The 15,160-nt window shown below is 42.3% G+C and carries 15 protein-coding genes; all 15 read left to right on the plus strand.

Annotation, left to right across the window (positions count from 1 at the left end):
• Positions 1-132 precede the first annotated feature (132 nt).
• The 15 genes from topA (at position 133) to B5X77_RS13125 (ending at position 15,160) form a co-directional block, all read left to right on the plus strand.
• A complete protein-coding gene (topA, locus tag B5X77_RS13055; protein WP_079508418.1) occupies positions 133-2,208 on the plus strand; it encodes a type I DNA topoisomerase in 2,076 nt (691 codons plus the stop codon).
• Between the two features lie 308 nt (positions 2,209-2,516).
• Positions 2,517-3,824, plus strand: coding sequence for an FADH(2)-oxidizing methylenetetrahydrofolate--tRNA-(uracil(54)-C(5))-methyltransferase TrmFO (gene trmFO / locus B5X77_RS13060; RefSeq protein ID WP_079508419.1), 1,308 nt, complete (start codon positions 2,517-2,519; stop codon positions 3,822-3,824).
• 60 nt (positions 3,825-3,884) lie between these two features.
• Positions 3,885-4,787 carry a tyrosine recombinase XerC gene (gene xerC, locus B5X77_RS13065; RefSeq protein ID WP_079508420.1) on the plus strand — a complete coding sequence of 301 codons (903 nt, stop codon included), beginning with the start codon at positions 3,885-3,887 and terminating at the stop codon, positions 4,785-4,787.
• 20 nt (positions 4,788-4,807) lie between these two features.
• Complete coding sequence (hslV, locus tag B5X77_RS13070; RefSeq protein ID WP_079508421.1) at positions 4,808-5,350, plus strand: ATP-dependent protease subunit HslV; 543 nt, start codon at positions 4,808-4,810, stop codon at positions 5,348-5,350.
• Positions 5,350-6,777, plus strand: coding sequence for an HslU--HslV peptidase ATPase subunit (gene hslU, locus B5X77_RS13075; protein WP_176167311.1), 1,428 nt, complete (start codon positions 5,350-5,352; stop codon positions 6,775-6,777). The genes hslV and hslU overlap by 1 nt, the downstream gene beginning before the upstream one ends.
• Positions 6,778-6,906: 129 nt before the next feature.
• Entirely contained in the window at positions 6,907-7,686 is a 780-nt protein-coding gene (gene codY, locus B5X77_RS13080) for a GTP-sensing pleiotropic transcriptional regulator CodY (protein WP_079508422.1), read from the plus strand.
• A gap of 476 nt (positions 7,687-8,162) precedes the next feature.
• Entirely contained in the window at positions 8,163-8,558 is a 396-nt protein-coding gene (gene flgB, locus B5X77_RS13085) for a flagellar basal body rod protein FlgB (protein WP_079508423.1), read from the plus strand.
• 2 nt (positions 8,559-8,560) lie between these two features.
• Complete coding sequence (flgC, locus tag B5X77_RS13090) at positions 8,561-9,010, plus strand: flagellar basal body rod protein FlgC (protein WP_079508424.1); 450 nt, start codon at positions 8,561-8,563, stop codon at positions 9,008-9,010.
• A 12-nt stretch (positions 9,011-9,022) separates the two neighbouring features.
• Positions 9,023-9,334 carry a flagellar hook-basal body complex protein FliE gene (gene fliE, locus B5X77_RS13095; RefSeq protein WP_176167312.1) on the plus strand — a complete coding sequence of 104 codons (312 nt, stop codon included), beginning with the start codon at positions 9,023-9,025 and terminating at the stop codon, positions 9,332-9,334.
• Positions 9,335-9,411: 77 nt separating this feature from the next.
• Positions 9,412-11,007, plus strand: coding sequence for a flagellar basal-body MS-ring/collar protein FliF (gene fliF, locus B5X77_RS13100; RefSeq protein WP_079508425.1), 1,596 nt, complete (start codon positions 9,412-9,414; stop codon positions 11,005-11,007).
• Positions 11,008-11,021: 14 nt separating this feature from the next.
• The gene (gene fliG / locus B5X77_RS13105) at positions 11,022-12,035 is read left to right on the plus strand and encodes a flagellar motor switch protein FliG (RefSeq protein WP_079508426.1); all 1,014 of its coding nucleotides are present in this window, start codon (positions 11,022-11,024) and stop codon (positions 12,033-12,035) included.
• Positions 12,019-12,789, plus strand: a complete 771-nt coding sequence (gene fliH, locus B5X77_RS13110) for a flagellar assembly protein FliH (protein ID WP_079508427.1) — start codon at positions 12,019-12,021, stop codon at positions 12,787-12,789. The genes fliG and fliH overlap by 17 nt, the downstream gene beginning before the upstream one ends.
• Entirely contained in the window at positions 12,789-14,102 is a 1,314-nt protein-coding gene (gene fliI / locus B5X77_RS13115) for a flagellar protein export ATPase FliI (protein WP_079508428.1), read from the plus strand. The genes fliH and fliI overlap by 1 nt, the downstream gene beginning before the upstream one ends.
• Positions 14,103-14,109: 7 nt before the next feature.
• A complete protein-coding gene (fliJ, locus tag B5X77_RS13120; RefSeq protein WP_079508429.1) occupies positions 14,110-14,556 on the plus strand; it encodes a flagellar export protein FliJ in 447 nt (148 codons plus the stop codon).
• Positions 14,557-14,560: 4 nt separating this feature from the next.
• The gene (locus B5X77_RS13125; RefSeq protein ID WP_079508430.1) at positions 14,561-15,160 is read left to right on the plus strand and encodes a MotE family protein; all 600 of its coding nucleotides are present in this window, start codon (positions 14,561-14,563) and stop codon (positions 15,158-15,160) included.

Here is a 15,160-nt window from a genome sequence, read left to right on the forward strand (position 1 = left end):
ATACATTTTGCATCAGGTATTTTAAAATCCCCAAATTAGTTGAAACCGTTTACTTTAAGGGTAAATTTGACAATTTTAAGATATGTATATAATAATTAATGATAATTTTAAACCTCTAAGGAGGACAATTGGATGTCAGAGTTTTTAGTCATCGTCGAATCGCCAGCAAAGGCTAAGACGATTGAACGTTATCTAGGAAAAAAATATAAAGTGAAAGCTTCTATGGGCCATTTAATAGATTTGCCTAAGAGCCAGATGGGAATTGACACGAAAAACAATTATAACCCAAAATACATTACGATCAGAGGGAAAGGTCCCGTACTCAAGGAATTGAAATCAGCTGCTAAAAAGGCAAAGAAAGTCTATCTCGCAGCCGACCCCGACAGAGAAGGGGAGGCAATTGCCTGGCATTTGGCCCAAAGTCTCGACGTTGATGTACATTCTGATTGCCGTGTAGTATTTAATGAGATTACCAAGGATGCCATCAAGGAATCATTCAAACATCCAAGGGCAATCAATATGGATCTGGTAGATGCCCAGCAGGCTCGCCGTGCACTAGACAGGCTGGTAGGATATAATATCAGTCCGCTTCTTTGGAAGAAAGTAAAGAAGGGGTTGAGCGCAGGTCGGGTTCAATCAGTTGCCTTACGGATGATCATTGACCGCGAAAAAGAAATCGCCGCGTTTGAGCCGGAGGAATATTGGACAATTGGTGCAGAATTCCTTAAAGGGAAAAATGCATTTGAAGCTTCTTTTTATGGAATCGGCAAAGAGAAAGCAGAACTGAAGTCAGAGGAGGATGTGAAAAACATTCTCAAACAAGTGAAGGGAAACAAGTTCACAGTGAATTCAGTGACGAAGAAAGAAAGGAAGCGACATCCAGCTCCGCCATTCATCACTTCTTCTTTGCAGCAGGAGGCAGCAAGAAAACTTAACTTCCGCGCGAAGAAGACGATGATGCTTGCCCAGCAGCTTTATGAAGGAATCGATCTTGGAAAAGAAGGAACAGTCGGTTTGATCACGTATATGAGGACGGACTCTACCAGGATTTCTGAGGTTGCCCAGGGAGAAGCTAAGGAGTTTATCATTAGCGAATATGGTGAAAATTTCGTACAGACAGAAGCCAGAAAAGAAAAGAAGCAGTCCAATGCGCAAGATGCCCATGAAGCGATAAGGCCGACTAGCACATTGAAAGTACCGGATAAGATAAAGGAATTTCTTTCAAGGGATCAGTACAGGCTTTATAAGCTGATATGGGAACGATTTGTAGCCAGCCAGATGGCTTCAGCGATCATGGATACGATGAGTGTTGATTTAATGAATGGGGATATCACTTTCCGTGCTACTGGCTCAAAAGTTAAATTCCCTGGATTCATGAAGGTATATGTAGAAGGAACTGATGACCAGGTTGAGGAAAAAGATAAATTCCTTCCAGACCTTAAGGAAGGAGACGAGGTCATCAAAAAAGAAATCGAGCCGAAACAGCACTTTACACAGCCGCCTCCAAGATATACTGAAGCGAGGCTAGTCCGGACGCTTGAGGAAATGGGGATCGGACGGCCATCCACATATGCGCCAACTCTAGATACGATCCAGAAAAGAGGGTATGTATCCCTTGATAATAAACGATTCGTTCCTACAGAGCTGGGCGAGGTCATTCATGAATTAATGCTTGAGTTCTTCCCGGAAATCCTCGACCTGGAGTTCACCGCTAAAATGGAGGAGAACTTGGACCATGTTGAGGAAGGGAAAATCAATTGGGTTAAAGTCATTGATGATTTCTACCGTGATTTTGAAAAGAGTCTCGAAGTAGCGGAGAAGGAAATGCAGGAAATCGAAATCAAGGACGAACCTGCCGGAGAAGATTGTGAACACTGCGGTTCGCCGATGGTCTTTAAGATGGGCCGGTACGGTAAATTCATGGCTTGCAGCAATTTTCCGGATTGCCGGAACACGAAGGCGATTGTCAAGGAGATCGGGGTCAAATGCCCCAAATGTGAAGAAGGCAATATCATCGAGCGGAAGAGCAAAAAACGCCGCATTTTCTACGGCTGCGACCGTTACCCTGAATGTGACTTCCTTTCCTGGGACAAACCACTTGCAAGAAAATGCCCGAAATGCGAAAATATGCTTGTCGAGAAGAAGCTTAAAAAGGGTGTCCAGGTTCAGTGTACAGAATGTGATTACAAAGAAGAACCCCAAAGCTAGAGTGAGCCCAGTGCTCACTCTTTATGTTTGTATAGAAGATGTCGGGGCTGACCAAGGCGCTTGCGCTTTTATGATTTGAAACTTTTTTCTTTCTTTTTCGTATAGTAAAGTGCAAAATGTACAGGTATCAGGGAAAAGTAAGTAAGATGGAGTATATAATAGAAGCTTTATGTTAAGGCAGATGGTATAATAAGCTTTTTGATAAGGCTGTTGGTGTGATTTTGCCTAAAATTCAAAAATTAATGTTGTTACCAAGACATAATTTTACAATTGGGACTACTTTTTTTAGCAATGGAGGAAATAGAGATATGACTGAAGCAACAGTAAATGTCATTGGTGCCGGTCTGGCAGGAAGTGAGGCTGCCTGGCAGCTTGCAGAGAGAGGCATTAAAGTTAATCTATATGAAATGAGACCAGTAAAGCAGACACCTGCCCATCATACAGATAAATTTGCCGAATTGGTATGCAGTAACTCATTGCGTGCTAATACATTAACAAATGCAGTAGGTGTTTTAAAAGAAGAGATGAGGATGCTGAACTCTGTCATCATTGGGGCGGCGGACGCATGTGCTGTTCCAGCTGGCGGTGCTTTGGCAGTTGACCGTCACGAATTTGCTGCCCACGTTACGAATTCGGTGAAAGAGCATCCTAATGTAACGGTTATTAATGAAGAAATCACAGAAATTCCGGCAGGGCCTACAGTCATTGCCACAGGCCCATTGACTAGCCCAGCATTGTCTGAACAATTGAAACAGCTCACTGGAGAAGAATATCTTTATTTTTATGATGCTGCAGCGCCGATTATTGAGAAGGATAGCATCGATATGGAGAAAGTTTACCTGAAATCCAGATATGACAAAGGGGAAGCTGCCTACCTAAACTGTCCTATGACAGAAGAAGAATTCGACAGATTTTACGAGGCATTGATCGCGGCTGAAACAGTCCCTCTGAAGGAATTTGAAAAAGAGATCTTTTTTGAAGGGTGCATGCCAATTGAGGTAATGGCACAACGAGGCAGAAAAACAATGTTGTTTGGTCCCTTGAAGCCAGTAGGTCTAGAGGATCCAAGAACAGGGAAAAGGCCATATGCAGTTATCCAGCTGCGGCAGGATGACGCTGCGGGCACACTTTACAATATAGTTGGCTTCCAGACGCATTTGAAATGGGGTCCTCAAAAAGAAGTGCTTAGCTTGATACCTGGACTGGAGAATGCGGAAATCGTCCGTTATGGCGTCATGCACCGCAATACGTTCATCAACTCTCCAAAGGTTCTGAGAGCGACATATCAATTTAGGAATAGAGAGGATTTATTCTTTGCAGGACAAATGACAGGAGTCGAAGGTTATGTAGAATCAGCTGCCAGCGGCTTGATTGCGGGAATTAATGCAGCACGCCTTGTAAAAGGAGAAGAACCAGTTGAATTCCCTCATGAAACAGCGATGGGCAGTATGGCCAGATATATTACAACAACCAATGCGAAAAACTTCCAGCCGATGAACGCAAACTTTGGACTTTTCCCTGATCTCCCTGAGAAAATTAGGGCTAAGCAAGAACGTAACGAAAAGCATGCTTCCAGAGCATTGGAAACAATTCAGAAATTTGTGAAAAATTTGTAATTTATATTGCGAGGGCTATACAAATATGATACTATTTAGTAGCCCTTGTGAGGTGACGAAATGGAAGCAAATGTGAACAATTCTTTAAAGTTATTTATTGAATATTTACAAATCGAGAAAAATTACTCACAATATACAATTGAACATTATCAACATGATATTAGGGAATTTTTTTTGTTCATGTCTGAACAAGGGTTGGCCAGTCTGGATGAGATCGAGTATGCCGATACACGGATTTATCTTACAAAGTTGTTTGATCAGCAGCTATCAAGAAAATCAGTGGCAAGGAAAATCTCCTGCATGCGCAGCTTTTACAAGTTTCTGCTCCGGGAAAAAATGGTGACTGATAATCCATTTTCCCTTGTATCCATCCCGAAACTGGAAAAGCGGCTGCCAGATTTTTTTTACGAAGAGGAACTATCTCAGCTATTCCAGGCTTGTGAAACCGATACTGCGTTAGGAAAAAGGAATAAAGCACTTTTGGAGATGCTTTATGCAACGGGAATCCGGGTAGGTGAGTGCTGTAAAATCCAGGTGAAGGAACTTGATTTATCTCTTTCGACTGTTTTAATTCATGGGAAAAGGAAAAAGGATAGATATGTTCCTTTCGGAAGTTTTGCTCAAGATGCCCTTTTTGACTACATAAAGAATGGAAGGCCAGACCTGCTGCAAGGTAAGGATGACCACGGCTTTTTATTCTTAAATTTCCGCGGAGGACCACTGACAGACCGAGGGATCAGGGAAGTCCTGAATAAACTGATTGAAAAGTCGGCTCTGACAGGAAAAATCCATCCTCATAAATTGCGCCATACCTTTGCGACACATTTGATGAGTAATGGAGCAGATATGAGGACTGTCCAGGAGCTGCTTGGCCATGCCTTCCTTTCTTCGACGCAAGTTTATACGCATGTTACAAAGGAGCACTTACGGAGTATTTATATGTCCCATCATCCGAGGGCATAAGCCAAAAGGAGGACGAAGAGATGTCGGAATTCCATGCTACAACGATATTTGCAGTTCAACATAAAGGCCAATGTGCGATGTCTGGCGATGGCCAGGTTACCTTTGGGAATGCTGTAGTGATGAAACACACAGCAAAGAAAGTGCGAAAGTTGTTTAATGGTAAAGTAATTGCTGGATTTGCTGGTTCAGTCGCTGATGCGTTTACCTTGTTTGAAATGTTCGAAGGAAAGCTGGAGGAATACAACGGCAATCTTCAAAGGGCAGCGGTAGAACTTGCGAAGCAGTGGAGGAGTGACAAAGTCCTCAGAAGGCTGGAAGCTATGCTGATTGTAATGAATGATAGTGATATGCTTCTTATCTCAGGAACAGGTGAAGTGATTGAACCTGATGATGGCATACTCGCGATCGGTTCTGGAGGGAATTATGCTTTGTCTGCTGGCCGTGCACTAAAGCAATATGCTGGAGAACACTTGACAGCTAAAGAGATTGCGAAATCTTCGTTGGAAATTGCAGCTGATATTTGTGTTTACACAAACCACAATATCATCGTGGAAGAACTGTAATGAAAAGGGGAGTGATAAGTGTGAAGCAAACGACAAATTTAACTCCAAGGCAGATTGTTGAAAAGCTGGACCAGTATATCATCGGACAAAAGGATGCAAAAAAAGCCGTTGCTGTTGCTCTAAGAAACAGATATCGCAGGGGATTGCTCGCTGAAAATATTAGAGATGAAATCATCCCCAAGAATATCCTGATGATTGGACCTACTGGCGTTGGTAAAACGGAAATAGCCAGAAGAATGGCCAAGTTGGTTGGCGCTCCTTTTGTCAAGGTAGAAGCAACCAAATTTACTGAAGTCGGGTATGTTGGACGTGATGTCGAGTCAATGGTCAGGGATCTGGTTGAAACCTCAATCAGGCTTGTAAAAGAAGAAAAGATCGAGAAGGTTAAGGAACCAGCTGAAGAAAACGCGAATCGACGTTTGGTTGAACTTCTTGTGCCATCTGCAAAAAAATCCGTGAATTATAAAAACCCTCTTGAAATGCTGTTTGGCGGCAGCCAGCAGCAGCCTGAACAAGATACAAGTCAATCAGAGGATTTAGGGTTATTTGAAAAAAGGAAAAACATCAAGCAGAAGCTGGAACAAGGTGAACTTGAAGATGAACTGGTTACAGTAGAAGTAGAAGAACAGGCACCTTCCATGTTTGATATGCTCCAGGGCTCAGGAATGGAACAAATGGGTATGAACATGCAGGATGCCCTAAGCGGCCTGATGCCAAAAAAGAGAAAGAAAAGAAAGCTTCCTGTTAGGGAAGCCAGAAAATTATTGATCAATGAGGAAGCCCAAAAGTTGATTGATATGGATGAAGTTACCCAGGAGGCTACAAATCGTGCAGAGCAGGCGGGCATCATTTTTATTGATGAAATAGATAAGATTGCCAGCAAGAATTCAGGCGGTTCTAGCGCAGATGTGTCGAGGGAGGGCGTCCAGAGAGACATACTCCCGGTAGTAGAAGGGTCGACGGTTAATACGAAATATGGTCCTGTAAAAACAGATCATATCTTATTCGTTGCCGCCGGTGCATTCCATATGGCTAAGCCTTCCGATTTGATTCCTGAACTCCAGGGCCGTTTCCCAATTCGAGTTGAGCTGACTAAGCTGACCGTTGAGGATTTTTACCGGATTCTGATTGAGCCGGATAATGCGCTGACAAAGCAATATGAAGCTTTATTGGAAACAGAAGGTATACAAATTGAATTTTCTGACGATGCTATTCGTAAGATAGCGGAAGTCGCATATGAAGTAAACCAGAATACAGATAATATTGGAGCAAGAAGGCTGCAGACAATCCTTGAGAAGCTTCTTGAAGATCTGAGCTTCGAAGCACCCGATATTAATCTGGAAAAGGTAGCAATCACCCCGCAATATGTGGAAGAAAAACTTGGCGCTATCTCTAGAAATAAGGATTTAAGCCAGTTCATATTGTAGTGGTTAACCGTTTTAATGCATACTCAATAGGGTAGACAAATAAAGGCTGCCTATTGTGCTGTTCGATTAAAACAAGCCAGTATAAAAAATAAATGTATTTTTGTTTGAAGCAAATAGGAGGAACAAACAATGGACTTACTATCAAAAACTAGAAAAATTAATGCCCTGCTCCAAAAAGCTGCCGGCAAACCGGTGAACTTCAAAGAAATGTCAGAGACACTAAGTGAAGTAATTGAAGCGAATATCTTTGTTGTCAGTCGCAGAGGAAAGCTGCTTGGCTTTGCCATCAACCAGCAAATCGAGAACGAGCGTATGGTTAAAATGCTCGAAGACCGCCAATTCCCGGAAGAGTATACAAAGAATCTATTCAATATCCAGGAAACATCCCCAAATTTGGATGTGGACAGTGAGTATACAGCATTCCCGGTTGAAAACAGAGAGCTTTTCAAAAGCGGGTTAACAACAATCGTGCCTATCATCGGTGGCGGTGAGCGACTTGGAACTTTGATCCTTGCCCGTCTTGAGGAGCAATTCCATGATGATGATCTTATTCTTGGTGAATATGGCGCGACAGTAGTAGGGATGGAAATCCTTCGCGAGAAAGCTGAAGAGATCGAGGGTGAGGCACGCAGCAAAGCTGTAGTACAAATGGCAATCAGCTCACTTTCATACAGCGAACTTGAAGCAATTGAGCACATCTTTGAAGAACTAAATGGAAAAGAAGGCTTGCTTGTAGCTTCCAAAATCGCTGACAGAGTCGGAATCACTCGTTCTGTAATTGTTAACGCACTGCGCAAGCTGGAAAGTGCAGGGGTGATTGAATCCCGTTCTTTAGGGATGAAGGGAACCTACATCAAAGTTTTAAATGATAAGTTTTTATTTGAACTGGAAAAGCTCAAAAATAACTAAGAAAAATCCGCTGAATATCAGCGGATTTTTTTTTTGCGATTTTATGACCGCCAGAACTTATTTTTTTTTACAGTTATGAATGTTACAAATTGATTTCATTATTTTTACACAAAGAGTTTCTACGTGAATTCTTATTTGAAAATAATAAAGAAAATTATGGAAAAACAAATAAAGCAGATAGGTAATTATACCTTGTCGGTGATGTTTTTTGATTATTTTCTTAATTCTTTTTTCCTGTTTATTTAAAAAAACTTTACAAAAAAATGGAGGGTATTATATAAACTATAAAAATAAGTAAACTTATAGGTCTTTTGTCCTGTTTTGAAAAATGAGCATAATGCATGATAAAAATTAACTGAAAGTACATAGACAGATTATTTCAGATTCTTTACAATTAGGGTTATGATGACGAAATTCAGCAAGGAATTACAAAATTCAGCAAAATCATCCTTTATTGTAAATGAGAGGTGCAAAAATTGAAGTTGTTTTCCAATACAGTATCAACCCTGGAACATGCTTTGAATTACTCTTCAGCAAAGCAGAAAGTTATTTCACAAAATATTGCCAATGTTGATACGCCTAACTACAAGGCGAAGGATGTGTCTTTTAAAGCGGTATTTCAGGAAGTGATGGGACAATCCTTTCAAGCGCATAGATCAGACTCGAGACATTATGATTTCAGCAGCAGGCCAAACAGGATGCCGGGAATCATCAATAAACCAAACATCAATTATAACGAGAATGGAAACAGCGTTGATTTGGATAAAGAAATGGCCGATATGGCAACGAATCAAATTTACTATAATGCGCTGACTGAGAGGATCAATGGTAAATTCAACTCTCTCCAATCGGTCATAAGGGGAGGTAAGTAGGGATGACAATCTTTCATAGCATGAATACGACATCTTCTGCGTTGACTGCACAGCGTCTGAGAATGGATGTCATTTCATCCAACATGGCGAATGTCGATTCAACAAGAGGAGTGAATGGAGAGCCATATCGCAGGAAGATGGTCGTCATGCAGCCGAACGAAGGCAGCTTCTCTTCATTCCTTAATAAAGCAATGGGAAGAACAGATGGCTCAGGAGCAGGAAATGGAGTTAAAGTAACAAAAATCATAGAAGATAGAGAAAACCCGCTCAAAATGGTATACGATCCTGAGCATCCGGATGCTGATGCGGACGGTTATGTTGCATATCCCAATGTGGATCCATTAAGGGAAATGGTGGATTTAATAAGCGCCACACGTTCGTATGAAGCAAACGTTACAGTTTTCAACGCCTCAAAGGGCATGATGATGAAAGCACTTGAAATAGGAAAGTAAGGAGATAACAAAATGAACTCAGCTGGGATCAATTCTGTAACCCAAATGGTTAAGCCGTTTGAAACAAAAGGGTCTACTCCCACATCTACACCATACGAAGCACAGAAAAGTTTTTCGTCCGTACTTAAGCAATCAATAGAAAATTTAAATAAAACTCAGCTTCAGTCGGATGTATTGACAGAAAAATTGGCTCGCGGAGAGAATGTTGATCTCCATCAGGTAATGATCTCAAGTCAAAAGGCAAGCATAACATTGCAGGCCACTATGGAAGTCAGGAATAAAGTGATCGAGGCTTATCAGGAAATAATGAGAATGCAAGTTTAATAATATTGGCTAAAAACTAAGGATATATCGGTTATTAGCTGTAAAAAAAGAAGAGACTTAATAACCGGGGGATTGAAATGAAAGAAACCGTTCAAAAGTATCTACATACAATGAAGGATTTCTGGCAAGGACGTACCAGAAAGCAAAAGATCAGTCTTGGTGCGTCTGTGTTGTTTATATTAACAGTTGCCGGCCTTACAGCTTTCTTTACAACCAGGACCTCACTGGTTCCACTGTACAGTAATCTTTCACCAGCTGAAACTGGAACGATAAAAGAAAGTCTTGATGCCAGAGGGATAGAATCAGAAATAACTGACGGCGGAAAGACAATTATGGTACCTGAACAGTCTGTTGACAACCTGAAGGTAGAGCTGGCTGCTGAAGGGATTCCTAAATCGGGAAGTATTGATTATTCTTTCTTTAGCCAGAATGCCGGGATGGGCATGACAGATAATGAGTTTGGGGTCCTGAAGTTAGAAGCAATGCAAACAGAGCTTGCTAATTTGATGAAAGGCATTGAAGGAGTCAATGATGCAAAGGTAATGATCAATCTTCCAGAGAAAGGGATATTCGTTACTGACGATGCTCAGCCTGCTTCGGCATCTATAGTGCTCAATACGAGTCCTGGATACCAATTCAAGGAAGAGCAGATCACTGCACTATATCATCTGGCTGCGAAAAGTGTTCCAAATCTGCCTACTGATAATATCGTCATCATGAATCAGTTTTTTGAGTATTTTGACTTAAAAAATGAAAAAAATTCCAGTGGGGCTACATTCGCCTCTCAACATGAAATCAAACAAGAGATTGAGAGGGATGTTCAGAGACAAGTCCAGAATATGCTTGGAACCCTTATGGGTCATGAAAAAGTAGTTGTTTCAGTAACTGCCGATATAGACTTTACCCAGGAAAACAGAGAAGAAAACCTCGTGGAGCCTGTTGATAAAGAAAATATGGAAGGTATCGCAATAAGTGCCCAGCGAATTACTGAGACTTTTACCGGAAACGCAGACCAGGCCGGAGGCATCCCTGAAGGCGGAAATCCAGGTGAAACGACTGGATCCCAATATCTTGAGGGAGCAAACGGGAATGGCGATTATGAACGAGTGGAAGAAACTATAAATAATGAAGTAAGCAGAATCCGAAAAGAAATAACTGAAAGCCCGTACAAAGTCAGAGACCTGGGGATTCAAGTGATGGTGGAACCGCCGACGCCTGATGACCCTAATTCACTGCCTCAGGAACGCGTTGAAGATATTACTAGAATCCTTGGAACCATTGTCAGGACAACAATCGATAAAGAGGCACTTGGAACAGAGCTGACTGATGAATTGGTCGAGGACAAAGTCGTCGTATCAGTCCAGCCTTTTAATGGCAAGGTTACATTCGAGAAAAACACAGTCGAAAAGCTTCCTTGGTGGGTATACCTGGTCGGCGGATTATTGCTTGCGGCAATCGTTGTTCTGTTGCTGCTATTCTTGAAGTCAAGAAAGAATAACGTCGAAGAAGAAGAGTATGTCATGGAAGAAAAGTATGAACCGATTCGTGTTCCGGATGTGAACAAGGAATTTGAAACAGAGAGTTCGATGAAGAAAAAACAGCTGGAAAAAATGGCGAAAGAGAAGCCAGAGGATTTCGCGAAGTTATTGCGGACATGGATTTCTGAAGATTAGGAGGGGGACCGACAGTGAGGAAAGACCAAAAAGAGTTAACCGGAAAACAGAAGGCAGCCATCCTCCTGATCTCGCTTGGACCAGATGTTTCTGCTTCTGTGTATAAGCATTTAAGCGAAGAAGAAATCGAAAAACTTACGCTGGAGATATCCGGTGTAAAAAAAGTGGATTCCAGCGCCAAGGAAGAAATACTGGAGGAATTCCATCACATCGCATTGGCTCAAGACTATATCACCCAGGGCGGAATAGGATATGCAAAGACCGTGCTTGAAAAAGCATTGGGAACTGACCAGGCTGCTGTGATTATAAACAGGCTGACATCGTCGCTTCAGGTAAGGCCATTTGATTTTGCCCGTAAAGCCGATGCAGGACAAATACTGAATTTTATCCAAAATGAACATCCGCAAACGATTGCGCTTATCCTTTCATATTTGGATTCTGCTCAGGCAGGACAGATACTATCCGAACTCCCTCAGGAGGTCCAGGCAGATATTGCCCGCCGTATTGCAGTAATGGACAGTACCTCGCCAGAAATCATCAATGAGGTAGAACAAATACTGGAAAGAAAGCTCTCTGCGACCGTGACTCAAGACTATACACAAACCGGAGGAATTGAGGCGGTTGTTGATGTATTGAATGGCGTTGACCGTGCAACCGAGCGCACAATTCTAGATGCCCTGGAAATACAGGATCCAGAGCTGGCCGAGGAAATCAAAAAGCGCATGTTTGTATTTGAAGATATCGTTACCCTTGATAACCGTGCGATCCAGCGTGTCATTCGCGACTGTGAAAACGAGGATCTCATGCTTGCTCTTAAGGTATCAAGCGATGAGGTAAAAGAAATAGTCTTCAAAAATATGTCTAAACGTATGGTCGAAACCTTCCAGGATGAAATGGAATACATGGGCCCTGTAAGGCTGCGTGATGTGGAAGAAGCACAATCAAGGATTGTAGCCATCATCCGTCGACTGGAGGAAGCTGGTGAAATCGTCATTGCCCGTGGCGGGGGAGATGATATCATTGTCTAGGTTAATCAAATCACAGTTCACCACTGCTATGCCAGCCGAAAAGAAAGTGATCTCCATTCGTATGCTCGAAACTACTGGAGAATCTGAAGTTTCACATGTATTTACCCATACAGAGGCTGAGAAGAATAGAATCCTCGACAATGCGGTAAAAGAAGCGAATCGCATTGTTTCACAGGCAGTTGAAGAAGCCGATTATATTCGTCAGCAAATTGAACTGGAAAAGCAGCAGTGGGAGCAGCAAAAAAATTTACTCGCTGAAGAAGCCAGGCAATCCGGTTATGAACAGGGTTTTCAAGAAGGCAGAAACCGGGGCTACGGGGAATACCGACAGACAATAATGTTCGCGCAAGAGACTGTTGAAGCAGCGAAACGGGATTATCAGCACCATATAGATTCATCCGAAAAAGTGATACTCAATCTTGGTGTGAAAATCGCTGGGAAAATTCTTGGTGAAAAACTGGCTGCTGATGAAGGTTTCCTTCCACTGGTGAAAAGAGCCCTGAAAAACGCAAGGGATTATAGGGACATTCAACTGCATGTCCACCCAGATCACTACCAGGAATTGCTTGCTCATAAAGATGAATTGATTGCCATTTTTCCAAAAGAAATTGTTTTCTATATATATCCAGATGATGAACTGGATGAGACTGCATGTTTGATTGAATCAGAGAATGGCAGGATAGACGCTTGCATGGACAGCCAGTTGGAGGAAATCAAGACCAAGCTTTTTGAGATTCTGGAGAGTGAACAATAGTGAAGGCTGAGGATTTATTGCACCATGTCGACTCATTGGATAGCTTTAAACGTTATGGCCGGGTTAAGAGGGTAGTCGGCCTGATGATCGAATCACAGGGACCAGAAAGTTCAATTGGAGACGTCTGCTTCATCCATGTAGGCACAAAGAAAAAACGGAAGATCCAGGCCGAGGTAGTAGGTTTTAAAGATGAAAGTGTCATTCTAATGCCTTATACATCTCTTCATGATATCTCACCTGGAAGTCTAGTGGAAACGACGATGAAACCGCTTGAGATAAAAGCAGGACCAGGATTGATTGGAAAAATTGTAGATTCTCTTGGAGTCCCATTGGATCAAACAAGTCTTCCAAAAGGGCTGGCATCCGTACCTACCGAACAGGATCCTCCCAACCCTATGAGCAGGCCGCCAATCTCGGAGCCGATTGAAGTCGGGGTAAGGATGATTGATAGCCTGCTGACAGTTGGCAACGGTCAGCGAGTTGGGATTTTTGCAGGAAGCGGTGTTGGGAAAAGTACTTTGCTTGGAATGATTGCCAGAAACACCACAGCAGATTTGAATGTCATCGGACTGATTGGAGAACGCGGACGTGAAGTAAGGGAATTCATAGAGAGAGATTTAGGTCCTGAAGGTTTAAAGCGGTCGATTGTCGTGGTCGCAACTTCAGACCAGCCGGCACTGATGCGGATCAAAGGGGCGTATACAGCAACTGCCATCGCAGAATATTTTCGTGATAAGGGCTTGAATGTCATGCTCATGATGGATTCTGTAACCAGGGTCGCCATGGCACAGCGTGAAGTAGGCCTTGCGGTTGGCGAACCTCCAACCACGAAAGGGTATACTCCCTCGGTGTTCGCGATTCTTTCAAGACTTCTCGAAAGAACTGGTACAAATGAATTCGGATCGATTACAGGATTTTATACTGTCCTCGTTGATGGGGACGACATGAATGAACCGATTGCGGACACAGTTCGGGGAATCCTTGATGGCCACTTTGTATTGGACAGGGATTTAGCCAACAAAGGCCAGTACCCTGCAGTGAATGTTTTGAAAAGCATCAGCAGGATCATGAACAATATTGTCAGTGATGAGCATGTCAAGGCGGCAGAGAGATTGAGGGAACTGCTAAGCACTTATATTAACTCCGAGGATTTGATCAATATTGGAGCTTATAAGAAAGGCACATCTCCGGAAATCGATGAAGCTATAATGAGATATCCACTTATACTTGATTTTTTGAAGCAGGGTACCAATGAAAAGGTCTCGATCAATGAAAGTGTAGAGGCCCTATTGAAGCTAGTAAGGAAAGGTTGATCGTTTCATGCGTTATCAATACAAATTTGATAAGATCCTTTCGCTCAAGTCGAGAGAAATGGACGAGGCACAAGTCGTTTATCAGGATTCAGTCAAGAAATTCGAAGATGCAGCTGAAAGACTCTATCATCTCTTAAAGAAAAAAGAGGACCTCGAGAGCTTTCAGTCTGATCGCCTTCTCGGGGGATTGCCGGTACAGGAAATTAGACACCACCAACAATTTATCGGCAATCTGGAAAAATCAATCGCCCATTATCAAAAAATTGTTATGAACGCGAGAAATATAATGAACTTTCAACAAATTCAGCTAATGGAAAAAAATATCGAAGTGAAGAAATATGAAAAAATTAAAGAGAAAGACCATCTCCAGTTTCTTGCGAATGAAAAGTATGCAGAGAGCAGGTTGATGGACGAAGTCTCGATTCAGCAATACATGAACCGGGAAATTAGGTGATCGAATGGCGCAGAGTATGGAAGAAAAAGAAAGTCAGCATGAAAGTAAGTTTCAGGGATTTTTGCTGGTTGTAGCAATACCCATTTTATTTGCGATTGTGGTCGCTTTGGTTGCCCTTTCTTTTCTTGGAATCAATATTTTTGAAACAGCCAAGGATATCGGCGGGAAGGTCCCTTTCATATCAGAAATCATAAAAGAGGATAAGCAGCCATCTGTCGAGGAATTTCAAAAGAATATCGTCAGTCTGGAAGCGGAGATAAAGGACCGTGAAGCCAAGGTGGAACAGCTTCAGTCCAAAATTGAAAGCAAGGATACACAGCTTAAAAGAACGGAATTGGAGAAAGCCCAGCTTCAGGCACAAATAGAGGAATTGACAGCGATCCAGGAAGACAACAAGCGAGCATTCAGGGAAATCGTCAAAACCTATGAAACGATGTCAGCCAAAAGTGCGGCACCGATTATTTCCAATATGAAAACAGAGGAAGCAGTTAAAATTCTGACTAATATAAAGCCTGAAACGCTTGCTGCGATTATGGAGAAAATGCCAGCTGATGAAGCGGCCAAGTATACAGAGTTATTAACAAATGAAACGGGCAGCAATTAA

The sequence above is a fragment of the Mesobacillus jeotgali genome (genome assembly GCF_900166585.1).
Classification (GTDB): Bacteria; Bacillota; Bacilli; order Bacillales; family Cytobacillaceae; genus Mesobacillus; species Mesobacillus jeotgali_A.

Bases quoted from the DNA above. Each gene is read 5' to 3' on its own strand.
- topA (WP_079508418.1), top strand. From the start codon at position 133: ATGTCAGAGTTTTTAGTCATCGTCGAATCGCCAGCAAAGGCTAAGACG.
- trmFO (WP_079508419.1), top strand. From the start codon at position 2,517: ATGACTGAAGCAACAGTAAATGTCATTGGTGCCGGTCTGGCAGGAAGT.
- xerC (WP_079508420.1), top strand. From the start codon at position 3,885: ATGGAAGCAAATGTGAACAATTCTTTAAAGTTATTTATTGAATATTTA.
- hslV (WP_079508421.1), top strand. From the start codon at position 4,808: ATGTCGGAATTCCATGCTACAACGATATTTGCAGTTCAACATAAAGGC.
- hslU (WP_176167311.1), top strand. From the start codon at position 5,350: ATGAAAAGGGGAGTGATAAGTGTGAAGCAAACGACAAATTTAACTCCA.
- codY (WP_079508422.1), top strand. From the start codon at position 6,907: ATGGACTTACTATCAAAAACTAGAAAAATTAATGCCCTGCTCCAAAAA.
- flgC (WP_079508424.1), top strand. From the start codon at position 8,561: ATGACAATCTTTCATAGCATGAATACGACATCTTCTGCGTTGACTGCA.
- fliE (WP_176167312.1), top strand. From the start codon at position 9,023: ATGAACTCAGCTGGGATCAATTCTGTAACCCAAATGGTTAAGCCGTTT.
- fliF (WP_079508425.1), top strand. From the start codon at position 9,412: ATGAAAGAAACCGTTCAAAAGTATCTACATACAATGAAGGATTTCTGG.
- fliH (WP_079508427.1), top strand. From the start codon at position 12,019: ATGATATCATTGTCTAGGTTAATCAAATCACAGTTCACCACTGCTATG.
- fliJ (WP_079508429.1), top strand. From the start codon at position 14,110: ATGCGTTATCAATACAAATTTGATAAGATCCTTTCGCTCAAGTCGAGA.
- B5X77_RS13125 (WP_079508430.1), top strand. From the start codon at position 14,561: ATGGCGCAGAGTATGGAAGAAAAAGAAAGTCAGCATGAAAGTAAGTTT.